Source organism: Patiriisocius marinistellae (assembly GCF_009014635.1).
Lineage (GTDB): Bacteria > Bacteroidota > Bacteroidia > Flavobacteriales > Flavobacteriaceae > Patiriisocius > Patiriisocius marinistellae.
Window position 1 is genome coordinate 232639 of record NZ_BKCF01000004.1, and the last position, 18815, is coordinate 251453.

Genomic DNA, 18815 nt, shown 5'->3' on the forward strand with positions numbered 1-18815 from the left:
TGATATTAAATTTATTTCATTAATAGAAAGCTAAACTAACTTTATAGAAATAAAAACGCCTTCAAAAATTGAAGGCGTTTTGCTAGTTACTTCTTAAAAGAAAATATTAACCTTTAACTTCCATTAATTCTACATCAAATACTAAAGTTGCATTTGGAGGTATAACACCACCAGCTCCTTGAGCTCCGTACCCTAAGTCACTAGGAATTACAAAACGAGCTTTATCACCTGTATTTAAAAGCATAATACCTTCATCCCATCCAGCAATTACATGCCCCATTCCAATAGGGAATTCGATTGGATTTCCTCTTTTATATGAGGAATCAAATTCTTTTCCATCTGGCAACATACCCTTATAATGTACTGCAACAGTTTGACCTGCACTTGGCTTTGCTCCATCACCTTTTTGAATAATTTTATAATGAAGACCACTATCTGTTTTATCAAATCCAGCAGTTAAATCTTTCATGGCTTCTTCTTGCGCCTTTTTTCCTGCTGCCTCTCTTTCTAGTTTGGCTCCAGTAAATTTTCTAAAGGTTTCAACAGCATTAAAAGCTTCAGCATCTGCTCCTACTCTTAAAATTTCTATATTCATTGTATCACCCTGTGCAATAGTATCTACTACATCTTGTCCTTCAATAACATTACCAAAAACAGTATGCTTATTGTCTAGCCAGTCTGTTGCTACATGAGTAATAAAAAATTGACTTCCGTTTGTTCCAGGTCCTGCATTTGCCATTGAAAAAACACCTGGCTTATCATGTTTCAATTCTGGATGAAATTCATCATCAAATTTATAACCTGGTCCACCTGCACCAGTACCTGCAGGATCTCCACCTTGTACCATAAAACCTGGAATTACACGGTGAAATGTAAGTCCATCATAATATTTGGTCCCTTGTGGTTTTGCTTTATTTTCTAAATTTCCTTCTGCGAGTGCAACAAAATTTGCTACCGTCCCAGGAGTTCTTTTATATGTTAATTGGCCTAAAATTTCGCCTTTTTCAGTAGTGATTTTTGCGTAAATACCGTCTTGCATTGTTCTGTTTTTTAAAGTATTACGTCAATGCTTTTGCGCCTTGACTTTTGAGAGTGCAAAGGTAAAAAATTGTTATTGAACTATCTTAAAAATACATCTTAAAGTAACCTTAAGTTATCGTAAAGTACTATAATTTCAGAAAAAATTAAGATTAATAGTATCATGCATTCAAAATAACCGTTTAGATTTGCTAGTTAAATTTTTAACGAAAATGAAAGAAAAAGACCTTTTACAAGCAGTCGCTTCTTACGGGAGCCCACTTTATGTTTATGACGCCTCAAAAATTGAGTCACAGTACAAACGTTTAACAGCTGCATTTAAAAAGGTCAAACAGGTAAAGTTTTATTACGCTGTTAAAGCTTTGTCTAATATTTCAGTATTAAAATTAATGAAAAAATTAGGTGCTGGTCTAGATACTGTTTCTATTCAAGAAGTTCGTTTAGGATTAGCAGCTGGATTTGATCCTTTATCAATTATTTATACTCCTAATGGAGTTTCAATGGAAGAACTTGAAGTTGCTAAAAAGTTAGGTATACAAATTAATATTGACAACTTATCGATTTTAGAACTTTTTGGTTCAAGATACCCTAATCATCCTGTTTGCATACGTATTAACCCACATGTTATGGCTGGAGGTAATACTAATATTTCTGTAGGACACATTGATAGTAAATTTGGAATTTCGATTCACCAAATGCCTCATATTGAACGTATAGTAGCGAATACAAAAATGAACATAAACGGTATTCACATGCACACTGGTAGTGATATTCTAGATATAGATGTGTTTTTATATGCTTCTGAAATATTATTTGAAGCAGCTACTCATTTTGATACATTAGAGTTTATTGACTTTGGAAGCGGTTTTAAAGTTCCGTACAAAGAGGGTGATGTAGAAACTAATATTGAAGAATTAGGTGAAAAATTAAGCGAACGTTTTATTACTTTTTGTAAAGAACATAACAAAAATCTTACACTTGCGTTTGAACCTGGAAAGTTTTTAGTAAGTGAAGCTGGGCAGTTTTTAGCAAAAGTAAATGTAATTAAACAAACTACCTCAACTGTTTTTGCTCATGTTGATAGCGGTTTTAATCATTTAATACGACCTATGCTTTATGGATCACAACACGTAATTAAGAATATATCTAATCCGGAAGGTAGAGAACGTTTTTATTCTGTAGTAGGTTACATTTGTGAGACAGACACATTTGCTACTAATAGAAGGATTTCTGAAATTAGGGAACATGATATTCTTGCTATGCATAATGCGGGAGCGTATTGTTATAGTATGTCAAGTAACTATAATTCAAGGTATCGTCCTGCCGAAGTATTATTCCATAAAGGAAATTATTCTTTAATACGGAAACGAGAAACGTTTGAAGATTTAATACAAAATCAAATTGAAATAGATATTTAAAAAAAAGAGCAATGATTTTAATTTCATTGCTCTTTTTTATTAATTTCCTACTTCGCTGATAAATTTAAGACGGTACAACCTGAGCTCTTCATGATCATAATCCCCGTCAAATTCTTCTAGGGCGTCTTCAATTTTATCACTCTCTGCCTCTAAAAAATATTCATGAATTTCTTCTTGTTGTTCATCATCTAATATCTCATCTATCCAATAACTAATATTAAGTTTTGTTCCACTAAAAACAATAGCTTCCATCTCTTTAATAAGTTCTGGCATTTCTAAACCTTTTGAATCTGCTATATCTGTCAAAGGTAATTTACGATCCACATTTTGAATAATGTACAGCTTATTTGCACTATTACTACCCGTCGATTTCACCACAAAATCATCTGGTCTTTCTATATCATTGTCCGCAACATATTGATTAATAAGCTTAACAAAAGGCTTTCCATACTTTTTAGCTTTTCCATCTCCTACTCCGTGTACATTGGAAAGTTCTTCAATGGTAATAGGATATTTAAGAGCCATATCCTCAAGTGAAGGTTCTTGAAATATAACAAACGGTGGAAGCGATAATTTATCTGCTGTTTTTTTCAGTTCAGCTTTCAAAAGTTTGAATAAATTTTCATCTGCTACTGCACCACCTCCTTTTTGAGATATAATAATCGAGTCATCATTTGCTTCTTTAAAAGAGTGATCTTCGGTCATCATAAAAGATTCGGGATTTTGTAAAAATGCTTTTCCTTCATCTGTCAATTTAATGACGCCATAGGTTTCAATATCTTTTTTAAGAAATCCTGCAACAAGTAATTGTCTCAATAATGCCATCCAGTAGGAATCATCTTTATCTTTTCCGCAGCCAAAAACCGAAATTTGATCTGTACGATGCGACTTAATCATCGCATTTGCTTTACCTATTAGCACGTTTACTACTTCTTTACTTTTATATTGTTCGTTAGTTTGATTAACTACATCTAGTAGCATTTTTGCTTGTTCTTTTGCTTCTTCCTTTTTCTTTGGATAACGCATATTGTCATCCATATCACCACCTTCTCCAGTTTCATTATCAAATTCTTCACCAAAATAATGAAGAATAAATTTTCTGCGAGACATGGAAGTTTCGGCAAATCCTACAACTTCTTGTAAAAGTGCATGACCTATTTCCTGCTCTGCGACAGGCTTTCCACTCATAAATTTCTCAAGCTTTTCAATATCCTTATAACTGTAATAAGCTAAACAGTGTCCTTCTCCTCCATCACGTCCTGCCCGACCTGTTTCTTGGTAATAACTTTCAATACTTTTAGGAATATCATTGTGAATTACAAAACGTACATCTGGCTTATCTATTCCCATCCCAAAAGCAATTGTTGCAACAACTATATCTGCATCTTCCATCAAAAACATATCTTGATGTTTTACTCTTGTTTTTGCATCTAAACCTGCATGATATGGTACTGCATTGAGACCGTTTACTTGTAAGATTTGAGCTAGTTCTTCTACACGTTTTCTACTCAAACAGTAAATAATCCCACTCTTACCTTCGTGCCCTTTTACAAAACGTGTGATGTCTGTATCAACATTTTTTGTTTTAGGTCTAATCTCGTAATAAAGATTAGGTCTATTGAAAGAAGCTTTAAATGTATTTGCATCACTCATCCCTAGATTTTTCAAAATATCTTCTTGAACTTTAGGGGTAGCCGTTGCAGTAAGACCAATTATAGGTATATTATCTCCTATACGTTGTATAATAGCACGAAGATTTCGATACTCTGGCCTAAAATCATGTCCCCACTCACTAATGCAATGAGCTTCATCAATGGCGACAAACGATATAGTTTGGGCTTGTAAAAAATCTACATATTCTTCTTTTGTTAGGGATTCTGGAGCAACATAAAGAAGCTTTGTGATACCATTGGAGATATCACTCTTTACTTGCTTGACTTCGGTTTTGTTAAGAGAGGAGTTTAAAACGTGTGCGATACCTTCTTGATCAGAAAGTGCTCGCAGTGCGTCCACTTGATTTTTCATAAGTGCAATCAACGGTGATACTACTATAGCAGTACCCTCTTGCATCAGAGCGGGGAGTTGATAGCATAAGGATTTCCCTCCGCCCGTAGGCATTATAACAAAGGTGTTTTGTTTATCGAGTATGCTTTTTACGACTTGCTCTTGTAACCCCTTGAACTTGGTGAATCCAAAAAAATGTTTTAGTGATGCGTATAATTCTGTATCGCTCACGATATGTTTGTTTTTACTGAACTAACATTTACTAGCTCAAATTATTTACTCTTTAATAATTGCGGCAACAGAATTACAATTGTAATTTTGTAACGCTCAAAGCACAACACTATTTTTGTACTAAAATCAATATGTAACTAAAAGGTTGTTTTTTCGATTATTAAATATAGTAATTAATCGAAGAGTAACAAACTTTGTAAAGCTTAAAAATTGAACAACGAAGACCGAATTATTTCAGTAGCAAAAAAAACCATTGAAACTGAAAGCCAAGCAATTAGAAATTTAATTCCATTAGTTGATGCTGCATTTGCTGGTGCGGTAAACTATATTTTTAATAGTAATGGCCGCGTTATTGTCACTGGAATAGGAAAAAGTGCGAATATAGCCACAAAAATTGTTGCTACTTTAAATTCTACAGGAACACCTGCAATCTTCATGCATGCAGCAGACGCAATTCACGGGGACCTTGGGACTGTTCAAGAAAATGATAGCGTTATTTGTATTTCAAAAAGCGGTAACACTCCAGAAATTAAAGTACTTGTTCCACTCATTAAAGCGGCTGGAAATAAATTAATTGCAATTACATCGAACACAAAAAGCTTTTTAGGGACACAAGCAGATTATATTTTAAATGCATATGTTGAAAAAGAAGCTTGTCCTAATAATTTAGCGCCAACATCAAGTACCACCGCACAATTAGTAATTGGTGATGCTTTAGCAATGAGCTTGCTAGATTTACGTGGCTTTTCAAGTAAAGATTTTGCTAAATTCCACCCAGGTGGATCGCTTGGAAAACAACTTTACTTAAGAGTAAGCAATCTTACCGAACTAAATGAAAAACCTCAAGTTTCGCCAGATACAGATATAAAAAATGTTATTCTTGAAATTAGCAAAAAAATGCTTGGAGTAACAGCAGTAATTGAGAATGATAAAATTGTTGGAATAATAACTGATGGCGATTTGAGAAGAATGCTCGCAACTACTGATAGTTTTGTTGGGCTTACTGCAAAAGATATCATGAGCAAAAACCCCAAAACAATTGACAATGATGCAATGGCAGTTCAAGCTATGGAAGTGATGGATACAAATGGTATCACACAAGTATTAGCCCAGAAAAATGGGAAATATACAGGTGTAGTTCACATTCATAATTTGACTAAAGAGGGAATTATTTAAAAAAGTAAGTGACTATTAATGGATGTCAGTTTTTTATGACATTCTATAATATCTAGGTTTACATATAATGAACAGAAATAAACAAATAGGCAAACCACAACAAAACACTGAAAAGGAAATGTCCTTCTTAGACCATCTTGAAGAATTAAGGTGGCATTTAATACGTGCAACAATAGCTGTTGTACTAGTTGCTTGTGTTGCATTCTTAATGAAGAGTTTTATTTTTGACACGTTATTATTTGGGCCTAAAAATCCAGATTTCCCTACATACAAATTACTTTGTAAAATTTCAAACTTTATGGGTCTCGAAGAAAGCTTTTGTTTTAAAGATGAAGCTTTTAGAATTCAAAGTAGAACAATGGCCGGGCAATTTTCTGCTCACATTTGGACCTCAATCACTCTTGGATTTGTAGCCGCTTTCCCTTATATTTTATGGGAATTCTGGCGATTTATCAGTCCAGGGTTACAAAAAAATGAACGCAGAAACAGTCGCGGTTTTATTTTTATCGCATCATTTTTGTTTTTCACTGGAGTCCTTTTTGGTTATTATGTAGTAACACCGCTTTCTATCAACTTTTTAGGTAGTTATCAAGTAAGTGAGCAAGTATTCAATGATTTTGATTTATCAAGTTACACAGGATTGGTTAGAGCATCTGTGATAGCTAGTGGTCTCATTTTTGAGCTCCCAATTATAATTTATTTCTTGACAAAAATAGGAATTGTCACCCCGCAGTTTCTTAAAACATATCGTAAATACGCACTTGTTTTGGTATTAATACTTTCAGCAATTATTACCCCGCCAGACATTGCAAGCCAAGTTATCGTAGCAGTACCAGTACTTATATTATACGAAATAAGCATTTTTATTTCAAAAGGAGTATTACGCAAACAACGTAAACTCGAAAAAGCGCAACGCTAATTATCATCAAACAAAATAGTTGTAATCCCCTTAAAATTTCAGAAGCTATTATGAGTAATCCTGTAGAAGAATTTAATGCGTATCGCGCAAAAATGAACGATAAAATGATGGCTGACAATAATAAGATTGTCAAGCGCATATTTAATCTAGACACAAATGCATTTGCAGAAGGTGCCCTTTCAAAACAAACTAAAGAAGTTCTTGGATTGGGGAACTCACTGGTTTTAAGATGTGATGATTGTGTAAAATATCACTTAGAAGAATGCTATAAACTAGGCATGAATAAAGCAGAAGTTGTTGAAGCTATGAGTGTTTCATTGCTTATAGGCGGTACTATTGTAATTCCACATTTGCGCCGTGCTTATGAATATTGGGAAGCTTTAGAACAAAACAAATCTTAAAATTTTCTCTTCGGAAATATTAAATGTATTTTTAACGTTGAGACAATAGAAATATTTGTAATTAAATAAACCTATTTAGCGTGAGCTAGATGTAAAAGTTACCCACCTACGCGGGCAATGAATATGAAACTACGTGCCGAAAATTTAATGAAACAATACAAAGGCCGCAAGGTGGTGAAAGGAATTTCGGTTGAAGTTAATCAAGGTGAAATTGTGGGACTTCTTGGACCCAACGGTGCTGGAAAAACTACTTCTTTCTACATGATTGTAGGTTTGATAAAACCCAACGGAGGAAACATTTATCTCGAAGGGACAGATATTACAAACTTCCCTATGTATAAAAGAGCTCAAAACGGAATTGGATATTTAGCGCAAGAAGCATCGGTCTTTAGAAAACTGAGCATTGAGGATAATATATTAAGTGTATTACAATTGACTAAACTTTCAAAAAAAGAACAACTCATGAAAATGGAGTCGCTTATTGAAGAGTTTGGTTTAGGTCACATTCGTAAAAGTCGTGGCGATTTATTGAGTGGTGGTGAACGCCGCCGTACCGAAATTGCCCGCGCATTAGCAACAGATCCACATTTTATTTTACTTGATGAACCTTTTGCAGGAGTTGACCCTGTTGCCGTTGAAGATATTCAACGAATTGTGGCACAATTAAAAGATAAAAACATAGGTATTCTTATTACTGATCATAACGTACAAGAAACCTTAGCCATTACAGACCGCACCTATTTAATGTTTGAAGGTAGTATTTTAAAACATGGCGAACCTGAAGAACTTGCAAATGATGAGATGGTGCGTAAGGTTTATTTAGGACAGAATTTTGAGTTACGTAAAAAGAAGCTTGACTTTAAAAGTGAATAAAAATTGGACTTGACTGTGCTTAGCTAGACACACTAGTTATTTAAATTATAAAAACCGCTATTAATTAAAATAGCGGTTTTTTATTTTTCTAATATTTATAAAGCCTTACGACTCTTTTAAAGATTTCATATCAATAACAAATCTATATTTTACATCGCTATCTTTTATTCTATCAAATGCGGTATTGATATCCTGCATATCTATCATTTCAACATCACATGTAATATTATGCTCTCCACAAAAATCAAGCATTTCTTGGGTTTCTTTAATTCCGCCAATTAGTGAACCTGCCATTCTCTTTCTTCCCAAAATTAAATTACCACCATGAACATCTTTTAAAGGCTCAATTGCTCCAACTAATACCATTGTAGCATCAACTTTAAGTAGCTCTAAATAAGGATTTACATCATGACCTACCGGAATGGTATTTAATAAAAAGTCGAAGGTACCTTTATGCTCTTTCATAGCATCTTCGTCTTTTGAAATTAAAACTGAATCTGCGCCAAGTGATTTAGCGTCTTCAGTTTTAGACTTAGAGGTTGTAATCATAACAGTTTCGGCTTTTAGTGCGTGGGCAAATTTAATACCCATATGTCCTAAACCTCCTAAACCTATAACACCTACCTTATCTCCTTCTTTTACGCCCCATGTTTTTAATGGTGACCATGTAGTAATACCAGCACATAATAGTGGTGCTGCAGCTGCGGCATCAATATTTTCTGGCACACTTAAAACAAATTCTTTATTCACTACAACTTTTTCTGAATAACCACCAAAAGTATGTCCTCCCAAGTGCTTATCCTCTCCATTATAAGTCATCGTAGCACCATTTTCACAAAATTGCTCTAAATCGTTTTTACACGATTCGCATGTTTGACAAGAATCAACCATACACCCTACGCCTACTAAATCTCCTTCATTAAAATTACTTACGTCTTTTCCTATTGCAGTTACTTTTCCAATAATTTCATGTCCAGGAACTACTGGATATTTACTTCCGCCCCAATCATTTTGCACTTGATGAATATCACTGTGACAAACACCACAATATAAAATTTCAATCTCTACATCATCATTTGTAAAATCTCTTCTTTCAATCTTCATTGACTCTAAATTAGCCGACTCTTTTTTTGCCCCGTATGCTTTTACTTCGCTCATTATTTTTTTTTTGGATTCAATTAAAGATACAACGCTATTAGGGCAAAGCCGAAATATTAATTGTGGTTTATATTTAGTTTAACATCAAGTGTTATAAGAGTGTGAAAAAGAGAAGCCATTTTATTTCTTAAATTTTAAATGGTTATAATATTTCCGAAGTTCTGCTACTTTATCATTTAAACTTTAAACTTACTCCTTATTAATAGAATCAATTACTTCAAAAGTTTCCCTTAATGAGATGGGAACACCGTGATTTGTATAACCTTCTACAACAATTTCATAAATTCCAGGAATATCTGAACTATATAGTATTGCGTGCGTTTCTCGCATCGTCAAATTTATCATTGGATTCCACATCAATTGTAATCTATAATCTGGAATTCGTTTGTTAACCTCAGCAGCGCCTTTATTATAGGTTTGTGAAAAATAACGTTTTGATGGCTGAGGCAAGAATAAGGTTTTTTGGATTAGCGATGTCGAGAACTCACTGGGAATAAAATTTCCCTTTTTAGTATTCACTACGACAACACCTTGGTATTCATTTTCACCAAAATAGTAACCTTTACGTATAATTTTAATATCCTTTACTTGCAACGCATTTATGTTTAAAAACTCTTCGTGATCTTCCATAAACACACCATCAACAAAAAGCAATGGTAAAAACTTAGTGGGCGCACTCATCTCTCTTTCAAGCACTTTTACTACTCGCTTATTATTTTCTGTTGTTGTCCAAGCCAGTTTAACGATTTCAGTTAATACCTCCTTCATTGTGTTGAACCTCGTATAATCATCAAGTTCATAAGTGATGCCCTTTTCATAACGAACAAATGAAAGCGCAGATTGTTTTTCTTCAATGGTGTCTGGTTTTAAATTGTAGTATCCATTTTCAATTTGGTTATAAATACTGCGCTCCACAATCTTATCTTTGAAAGATTTATCAATTGAAAATTTAGGAAAATCTAGTTTTGAATAATCTAGATATTTTTCGTCTTGCAAGTTAATTTCATAATCCTCTTTTTTATCTTCAAGTATTTGAATAATGGCTTGCTCTCCTTGAAAATTTGGGTCTATTTCAAAACTAAATTCACCAGCAGCATTTGTAGTAACAACAGTAAATAAAAAGTTTTCTCCAGGAATTGATACTGCTACATCCACTGATTGCGCTGGTAGTTTAGATATCCTTTTTATTACTTCTCCTTTCAATAAATAACCGTCAGTTTCTGCTTTTTGATTAGAGTTACCCATGAAAATTATATTGACTCCCTCTTTTTTTGACATTGCTTGGGTTGCGGTTTTTCTTGGAAATCCTTCAATATCATCCAATTTTCTTACTGACATGGAATAATCTCCATTTCCCAATGGTCCCATGTTGTTTTGTATAATGATGTTGATTTTTTCTCGTATGGAAAGTTGCTTTTTATCTAAGATTATTTGAATGTTTAAATCTTCTGGTAATTTTAAATTTTTATCTTGTTGGGAGGCTGACTTCGGAAATGCAATGGACTCAATTTCTTGGGTGTTGTTTATTTCGGCTATATAAGGATTGATAATTTTCAAAGAAGTTTCAAAAAATTTATCCACTGGGTTATTTTGCATCCATTGTGTATATGCCACGAGCTTGTAACTGCCCGAAGCAATTGTGGATGGGACAAAAAAATCACTATTTCCCAATCCATCTTCTAAAACAATTTTATGATTAAAAACAGTTTTTCCGTTTGAATCAACAAAATCAACATAAACGATGTTACTCAGCTTGGTTTTTTGATGCGTTTGAGCATTTAAACAGTATAATTTATAATATAAATACTCGCCACTAAACAATAAACTAGAGTTTATATGCACAAAGATTTCTTCTTGCGCTGTAGTATTCGTAGGTGTGTTTTGAGAGTTACTGCTAAAAAAAGTAGCCAACAAAAAGAAGATATAAAGTATTTTATTTTTCATCTTTATTTTATTTAAATTTTATTCAACCCAAAAGCTAGGTGGTTCGGGTTCGCCTAATGCTGTGCAATCGCCACAGGCTCTAGGCACCATTAACCACGGGCCTAAAGGTGGGTCAGCAGGTCCTACATAAAATGGAGGGTCTCCTGTATATTCTTCGAGATAGACTCTAATACGATTAGTAATAAAATTCAATTGAGAACTGCAAATAAAAATTTCTTCATCACCGTCTTGAAACAACTGAGCAACATCTGGTGCCCTTAAATCACAAGAGGTAATAAAGGGTGGGAGATTGGTATTAGGATAAAAGTCTATAAAATTAAAAAAGAGTCTTTGAGTTGTCACAGAAGAGACATCAAAAATGCCAATTACTTTTTTATTTGGATTTACAGTTGATGAAATATTACCCATAACAAAACCTGTTTGTACTTGTGAGAATAAACTTCCTTGACTTGTAAATGATTGAATGGTCTCTAAATAATTAAACGCCTCTTCTGAAATTACAAATTGCTTTACCAAAGCGCTATAGCGATGTGAAATTTTAAAGTCATCACTTGGTAAAAAATTAACCAAATAACCTTCTACCAGATCCTCGTTCAGTCCAGAGGTTAAAGTAATTTTAATTTTATTTGAAAACTCTGTTTTATAACAAGCCTTTTGTTCTTCTGGACGCTGCCTAATCTTAACTACGCAAACGGGTATGCTATCCAAGATGTACGTGTCTAAATATAAATCTTCTTGACGCCACATAGGAGCAACAATTTTGTAGGTTTCCTCAAATGTATACCTATAAAAATTTGCTGTATTTGTAGGATCAAAACTATCAACCTTAATCGCAACTCCATCAACGCCATCATCATTTGTTATTCTTTCAGCATATAGATTATCAATTTGCGTGGCTGTAGTCAATTTCATTTCTGAGGAGCTATAGCGCTCACCATCTGCTGTAGTAATTTCTAAGTGATAAACAACATTGGGTTGCGCATTAAATGGTTGAATAGACTGATATTTTCCTGTTTCTGTGTGCTGAAATATGTATTCAACACCATCTCCTACTACTTTTACTTGAGCACCGCTTTCTATGTTGTCATTGTCTTCTCCAAATTCAAAAGTTCTACTCAACGTAATTTCTTGCGTCTTTAATTCATTAGTGATAGTAGCATCCACTACAAGTAAACTCTCAAAATTATCAGTTTCAAAATCAATTTCTTCTAGACAAGAATTAAATAGTACTAAATAACAAAGTACTAATGCTCTATATGAAAATCCTATGTTCATCTTAAAGTGTCTCATAATTAAAATTTTAAATTATAACTGATCGTGGGAACGGGTATCGTAAATATGGATGTTTGATAGGCTTTAATATCGCCATCGTCAGCTACAAAAAATACAGAATATGGATTGTTCCTCCCTAGTACATTATAAATAGAGAACGTCCAAAAACTATGAGCTAATTTTTTGAGCTTATGATTTCCCTCTACATTCACGCCTATGTCAAGCCTGTAATAATCTGGAATTCTAAATTCATTTCTATCACTAAATACAACTAGCTCTGTATTGTCTATTACATAATTTCCTACCGGTACAGTCACAGGTCTTCCCGTTTGATATACAAAGTTGCTGGAAAAACTCACGCGACGGGTCAATTTGTAATTCCCAACAAAACTAAAATCATGTGGTTTGTCATAATTTGAGGGAAAATAATCTCCATTATTGATTCTTTCCTGCGGAAATTCGCTTTCAAATTTCATTAAAGACCTTGAATATGTATATCCCAACCAACCATTAAATTTTCCTTTTGTCTTTTTTATCAAAAATTCAACACCATAGGATTTCCCTTCACCCTGCAACACTTCTTGCTCTAAGTTTTCATTAAAAAGTAACGTTGCACCTGTTTTGTAATCCAAAATATCTTGCGATTTTTTATAATATCCTTCAATACTCAATTCGTAAATATTTGAATCAAAATTCTTAAAAAAGCCAAGCGAATATTGATTTCCGCGTTGTGGTTTAATGTTTATATCAGACAACTTCCAAGTATCTACGGGCGATGCCGTTGTGTTTGTGGATAATCGATGAATATATTGCACAGCATTATTAAAACTTGCTTTTACTGAAAAATCTGGAAAAAGTAAATAGCGAGACGATAATCGTACCTCGGGATATGCATACGACTCAATGGCTTCACCACTCTCAAAGGATTTCGATTCAATCAAACTACTTCCATTTTTTGGAAAACCATCTTGATAAATATTTTGATTGCTGGGTCCTAAAAAAGTAAAGAACGAAAACCGAAGTCCAGCCTCAACACTCAACTTCTCTGTAATCTTATAATTATCTGAAATATACAACGCCGATTCATTTGCTTGCTCATCGGCAATCGTAACTGGAATTATCTGCGAATTATCCCCTAAAGGATTTTTAAAACCTGGTTCAACCCCATAAAATTTAGTAGCTAGTCCATATATAAATCTGTGGTTTTCAAAACTACGATTACTTAAATCAAGTTTTATTTCGGTTTCATTGATAGTATATCCAGATTCAAAATTTAAATTAGTCTGTCCTTCAAAATCTAAGTTAAATTGATATTGGCTATTTGTTATTATTAAAGCCCCATCATTCCTATCATTAAATGTATGGTCCCAGCGCAATGAAGCCATGCGATTGCTATAACCAATGAGCGAATCTGTTGTAACATTAAACTTGTCTTTGCTGTAATATCCCGTGGCTTTAATTTTATCTTTCTCACTAAATGTATGGTTGTATTTTAAAATACCATCATAAAAAGACGCCGTGCTTTTCTTGAGTTCTTCCTCTTCAAGATTACGCAAAATATAATCTGAATATGTTGCTCGCCCTCCTATTAAAACCCCAGCTTTGTCTTCAATTACTGGGACTTCTAACAAAATATTACTTGTAACGAGCCCTAAAGAAGCTTCGCCAGAAAAGTTATTGACAATGGCATCTTTTGATTTAATATCAAATACTGATGACAACCTTCCTCCATAATTTGCTGGAACATGTCCTTTGTAAATAGACACTTCACTTGTAGAAAAAGGGTTTATTGCTGAAAAAATGCCAAAAAAATGAGCTGGATTATAAACTACACCATCGTCTAATAGTATTAAATTCTGGTCTGTTTTTCCACCTCTCACATTATATCCATTAGCTCCTTCACCTGCTGATGAGATTCCCGGCATTGTTGCAGCCACCTTAAAAATATCACGTTCTCCTAAAACTAACGGTATATTTTTAGAATCCTCAACATCAACTTTAGTCACTCCCCCAGTAACTTCTTTTACAGCAATATTTGCATTTCCTTCTAAAAGCACTTCATCCAGCCCCTCAAACTTTTCTTGTAACTTTATTGAAAAAGCCCCATTATCAAAAAGCACTACACGTTGCTCAACCTCTTGAAAAGACAACGATTTTGTTTTTAATATATGTACTCCAGCAAGTAGCCGTAAAGAAAATGAACCATCACTATTAGAAACGGCTCCCTTTTTTCCACCATCAACAATAACACTCACATTTGCCGCAGGTGTATTATTTGTAGCATTCATTATTATACCAGATAATTGGTATTCATTTGCCACATTATCCTTGCGCTGCTTCCCTATTCTAACAGTCTTTAATTTGTTTGATTGCACAAATTTTGACTCTTTATAGAAAACTGCTTTAGGCGCTTCTACAATTTCTTCGTCTTTTTTTTCAATTTCATTTTTAGATTGAAAAAAGCCATTTGGGAGCGTATTGTATATTTGATTGTATTGTGTTAGCATCACTTTCAAATCTTTTGTTACATAAAAATTTAAAGGTGTGTCTTGAAATATAATTTCACATATTTGGGTTATGCTGGTATTTTGAAAATTTCCAGTAACCCGAATTTCTTTTAACCAATCATTTTGATAATAAAATCTATAAGGAGATTTGTCTTCTAAAACTAAAATTGCATCTTCGATAGAAATATTATCGAACGCAACCGTAATTAAAGCATCATTTTGTTGTGCTACAGAAACGTAACTAATCATACAAAAAGCGAGAGAAAGTATTTTTTTGACCATAATACCACTTTAATTATTCTGTAAGAATTAAGAATAGTTTTTATTAAAGATAGCGGTAAAGACAAATGTTTTCAAAACAAAGACCATCGTCTTTTATAAATTACAGGTATTTATTTATTAATTGAATTATACTATATTATTTAAAAAAAGAGGCTAAAATATTGATTATCAATAACTTTAAACAATGTTATCATTTTTTCAACCTAAGTTGCGTATTGACAAGGTGGTCACTTGATATGTAAAGAAAGTAATGGTAATTTTTCTTCGGAAATTTTAAATTGTTGTTATATTTCCGAAGGTTTCCAAAAGATTGAAATAAGGATATACAAGGCGATGATAATTGGAATTGCAATAAACTTAAGCAATAAAATCAAAGCGAAACAAACTATTAAAAACACATACCGAATGCTGTTTTTCTTTACTCCCCATGTTTTAAATTTTAAGGCAAAGAGTGGCAATTCTGCATTTAATAGAATGCAACTTACAAGGGTTAAAATTATTAATAACCATTTATTAAGTATGATTTCTTCAATTTGAATAGAATTTTGAAATGCAAGAACAAGTGGTAAACTTAAAATTAGCAATGTATTTGCAGGAGTAGGTAATCCTATAAAACTGGAAGTTTGCCTTGTGTCAACATTAAATTTTGCTAAACGATATGCAGAACCCACCGTGATTAGTAACCCAATAAATGGAATGTAACTTATGATTGAGGTGTTCCAGCCGTCTTCTGCAAAAACATTAATGATGTCTAATGTGTGTCCTGTGATTGCTTGACTTAGTAATTGTACCATTACAATCCCTGGTACTACACCACTTGTAACCATATCTGCCAATGAGTCTAGCTGTAATCCTACATCACTATGCGCATTGAGTGCTCGCGCGGCAAGCCCATCAAAAAAATCAAAGAAAATTCCTGCAAATGCAAAAAATGCTGCTGAAACTAAATCCCCAGACACTGCAAAAATCATCGCGACACACCCACATAAAAGATTGAGTGAAGTTATAATGTTAGGTATTTGTTTCATGTCTTTAAAATTTCAGAAATTACAAAAAATTATTAAAAAATTACACTTTGCAAATTTTAACAGATGGCTTTTGTAAAAATAGCAAAGTATTTTCGTCTAACTACTGCAGCGTACAATATGTATGCAAAATAACAGTTTAATATCTTGTAAAATAGTAAGATATTTGCCAAAAATTACAAGCTTGAAGAAGACCTTATTTTTATTCCTTTCTATCTCCATTTTTTCTCTGGTAGCATCTGCTCAAACCGTACGAAAATATTCTAACGAATTTTTAAATATTGGGGTTGATGCAGCAGCGTTTGGTATGGCAAATTCTGTCGTTGCTTCAACGGGTGATGTAAATTCTGGATATTGGAATCCTGCAGGACTTGTTAATCTTGAAGATAAAGAACTTTCTTTGATGCACGCTTCATATTTTGCAAATATTGCTAACTATGATTATGCGGCTTTTGCAATGCCACTTGATGACCAGAGTGCGGTTGCCTTATCTGTTATACGATTTGGTGTAGATGATATTTTGAACACCACTCAATTAATAGATGACCAAGGTCAAATAAATTATGATCGTATTAGTCTTTTCTCAACGGCTGATTATGCATTTACTTTTTCGTATGCAAAAAGATTACCGTTAGATGGCTTAAACATTGGTGTCAATGCCAAGGTAGTACGCCGCATTATTGGAGATTTTGCATCTTCTTGGGGATTTGGTCTAGATGCTGGATTACAATTTAAACGTGGTAATTGGAATTTTGGATTAATGGCGAGAGATATTACAACGACCTATAATGCATGGTCTATTGATGAAGAACAGTTTGCTGAAATACAAGGTGCTGTTGAAGGACAAAATCAAGATTTACCAGAAACTACTGAAATTACTATCCCAAAACTTCAAATAGGGATGTCTCGTAAATTTGTACATCATTATGATTATTCTCTTCTTGCAGAAGTGGATATGAATGTAAGATTTGCACAAACTAATGATATTATTTCTAGCTCATCTGTAAGTGTTACTCCTTCTCTGGGGCTACAGTTTGGTTACATCGATATGATTTACTTACGCGGTGGTGTTGGTAATTTTCAAAATATTGAGCAACTAGATGGTGAAGATTCTGTAGGATTCCAGCCCAACTTTGGCGTAGGTTTCAATTACAAAGGCATTCAAGTAGATTATGCTTTGACAGATATAGGTGACCAAAGTGCAGCATTATATTCTAATGTTTTTTCACTAAAAGTTGATTTGAGTATCTTTAGATAATCTAAACTTGCAACGTTATTACTTCATGAAAAAGCTACTTTTTCTTTTATTTATACTTTTTTTTTCTTTTGCATATTCGCAATCTGGTTTGATTGATAATAGCCCCCAGTTTAGTGTTATTACACTTGGACCTGGTGATAATTTGAATGACTCCTTTGGGCATAATGCATTTAGATTTACAGATGCTATAAATAATATTGATGTAGTTTATGACTATGGAAGGTTTGATTTTGACACCCCTAACTTTTATATAAAATTTGCTAGAGGAAAACTGCCATACGCTTTAGGAAGAGCTCCTTATACTCCTTTTATAGAACATTATGAAAATCAAGAACGCACTATCAAAGAACAAGTTCTTGATTTAACGACTGAAGAGGCCATTACACTTTTTGAGTATTTAGAAAACAACTATTTACCAATGAATAGAAATTATAAATACGATTTCTTTTATGATAATTGTGCCACTAAAATGCGAGATGTATTAGTTGAAGTATTAGGGAGTAAATTAAAGTTTAGTGACAGTTATGTTTTAGAGACTAAAACTTTTAGAACATTAATTCAAGAACGCCTCAACACTAATACCTGGGGAAGCTTGGGTATTGATGTTGCGCTAGGAGCTGTAATTGATAGACAAGCAACGCCATGGGAACATCAATTTTTACCAGCATTTGTTCATAAGGCAATTAGCGAAGCAAGCATTACTGAAAGTGGCGTTGAAAAGCCTTTAGTAAAAAAATCAATTACTATTTACAATGCTGTACCTAAAGAAAACACTAATTTCTTTTTTACGAGTCCGTTGTTTATTTTTTCACTGATTGCAATCTTTATTTGTTACATTACTTACAGAGATTTTAATAAAAGCAATCGAACTCGTTGGTTAGACAGTGTGCTGTTTTTTGTGACTGGGCTTGTAGGGTTTTTACTTATTCCACTTTGGTTTGGCACAGACCACACTGCGACTGCAAACAATTATAATTTGCTTTGGGCAGTGCCACTCAACCTTTTATTTTTCACTCTTATAGGAAGCAAAACCCCTAAAAAATGGTTGCGCCGCTATGTATTTTTCTTAATTTTAATGCTTATTCTAATGGGAGTTCATTGGGTAACAGGTGTCGAGGTTTTTGCAATTGGATTATTACCTTTACTTATTGCAATGATGGTACGCTATATCTATTTACTCAAATATTTAGGAATTAAAAAAGAAGTTGAGGCCTAGAAGTTCTTCGGAAATATGACATGAATTTAATCTCTTAATTCTATTTTACCTTATCAAAAAATTATAATTATTGCTATTAAGAAACAAAATAGT

14 protein-coding genes are annotated in these 18815 nt (G+C 33.4%); 7 read left to right on the top strand and 7 right to left on the bottom strand.

What is annotated here, in order from left to right; genetic code table 11:
- Positions 1 to 106: 106 nt before the first annotated feature.
- Positions 107 to 1039: a peptidylprolyl isomerase gene (locus tag GB234_RS11430; RefSeq protein WP_151894699.1), complete on the bottom strand. Its 933-nt coding sequence runs from the start codon at positions 1037 to 1039 to the stop codon at positions 107 to 109.
- Between the two features lie 211 nt (positions 1040 to 1250).
- Between GB234_RS11430 and lysA the strand changes: the two genes are divergently transcribed.
- Positions 1251 to 2456, top strand: coding sequence for a diaminopimelate decarboxylase (gene lysA / locus GB234_RS11435; protein WP_151894700.1), 1206 nt, complete (start codon positions 1251 to 1253; stop codon positions 2454 to 2456).
- A gap of 39 nt (positions 2457 to 2495) precedes the next feature.
- Here the strand turns inward: lysA and recQ are convergent, their stop codons facing one another.
- Positions 2496 to 4691, bottom strand: coding sequence for a DNA helicase RecQ (gene recQ, locus GB234_RS11440; protein WP_151894701.1), 2196 nt, complete (start codon positions 4689 to 4691; stop codon positions 2496 to 2498).
- A 210-nt stretch (positions 4692 to 4901) separates the two neighbouring features.
- On the opposite strand from recQ, the gene GB234_RS11445 reads away from it, so the two are divergent.
- The 4 genes from GB234_RS11445 (at position 4902) to lptB (ending at position 8060) form a co-directional block, all read left to right on the top strand.
- The gene (locus tag GB234_RS11445; RefSeq protein WP_151894702.1) at positions 4902 to 5867 is read left to right on the top strand and encodes a KpsF/GutQ family sugar-phosphate isomerase; all 966 of its coding nucleotides are present in this window, start codon (positions 4902 to 4904) and stop codon (positions 5865 to 5867) included.
- Positions 5868 to 5934: 67 nt separating this feature from the next.
- Positions 5935 to 6786 (top strand): twin-arginine translocase subunit TatC, encoded by an 852-nt coding sequence (gene tatC / locus GB234_RS11450; protein WP_235906126.1) that lies wholly within the window; start codon positions 5935 to 5937, stop codon positions 6784 to 6786.
- 50 nt (positions 6787 to 6836) lie between these two features.
- Positions 6837 to 7187 carry a carboxymuconolactone decarboxylase family protein gene (locus tag GB234_RS11455; protein WP_151894703.1) on the top strand — a complete coding sequence of 117 codons (351 nt, stop codon included), beginning with the start codon at positions 6837 to 6839 and terminating at the stop codon, positions 7185 to 7187.
- Positions 7188 to 7310: 123 nt separating this feature from the next.
- Positions 7311 to 8060 (top strand): LPS export ABC transporter ATP-binding protein, encoded by a 750-nt coding sequence (gene lptB, locus GB234_RS11460; RefSeq protein WP_151894796.1) that lies wholly within the window; start codon positions 7311 to 7313, stop codon positions 8058 to 8060.
- Between the two features lie 105 nt (positions 8061 to 8165).
- Here the strand turns inward: lptB and GB234_RS11465 are convergent, their stop codons facing one another.
- From GB234_RS11465 to GB234_RS11485, 5 genes are all read right to left on the bottom strand, one after another.
- Positions 8166 to 9218: an NAD(P)-dependent alcohol dehydrogenase gene (locus GB234_RS11465; protein ID WP_151894704.1), complete on the bottom strand. Its 1053-nt coding sequence runs from the start codon at positions 9216 to 9218 to the stop codon at positions 8166 to 8168.
- Between the two features lie 189 nt (positions 9219 to 9407).
- Positions 9408 to 11162 carry a hypothetical protein gene (locus GB234_RS11470; protein WP_151894705.1) on the bottom strand — a complete coding sequence of 585 codons (1755 nt, stop codon included), beginning with the start codon at positions 11160 to 11162 and terminating at the stop codon, positions 9408 to 9410.
- A gap of 18 nt (positions 11163 to 11180) precedes the next feature.
- The gene (locus GB234_RS11475) at positions 11181 to 12452 is read right to left on the bottom strand and encodes a DUF4249 domain-containing protein (RefSeq protein ID WP_151894706.1); all 1272 of its coding nucleotides are present in this window, start codon (positions 12450 to 12452) and stop codon (positions 11181 to 11183) included.
- Between the two features lie 2 nt (positions 12453 to 12454).
- The gene (locus GB234_RS11480) at positions 12455 to 15223 is read right to left on the bottom strand and encodes a TonB-dependent receptor domain-containing protein (protein WP_151894707.1); all 2769 of its coding nucleotides are present in this window, start codon (positions 15221 to 15223) and stop codon (positions 12455 to 12457) included.
- Positions 15224 to 15507: 284 nt separating this feature from the next.
- Positions 15508 to 16251 (bottom strand): CDP-alcohol phosphatidyltransferase family protein, encoded by a 744-nt coding sequence (locus GB234_RS11485; protein WP_151894708.1) that lies wholly within the window; start codon positions 16249 to 16251, stop codon positions 15508 to 15510.
- A gap of 181 nt (positions 16252 to 16432) precedes the next feature.
- On the opposite strand from GB234_RS11485, the gene GB234_RS11490 reads away from it, so the two are divergent.
- Together GB234_RS11490 and GB234_RS11495 are read left to right on the top strand one after the other, a co-directional pair.
- Entirely contained in the window at positions 16433 to 17506 is a 1074-nt protein-coding gene (locus GB234_RS11490; protein WP_235906127.1) for a putative type IX sorting system protein PorV2, read from the top strand.
- A 25-nt stretch (positions 17507 to 17531) separates the two neighbouring features.
- Positions 17532 to 18722, top strand: coding sequence for a lipoprotein N-acyltransferase Lnb domain-containing protein (locus tag GB234_RS11495; RefSeq protein ID WP_151894710.1), 1191 nt, complete (start codon positions 17532 to 17534; stop codon positions 18720 to 18722).
- Positions 18723 to 18815 lie beyond the last annotated feature (93 nt).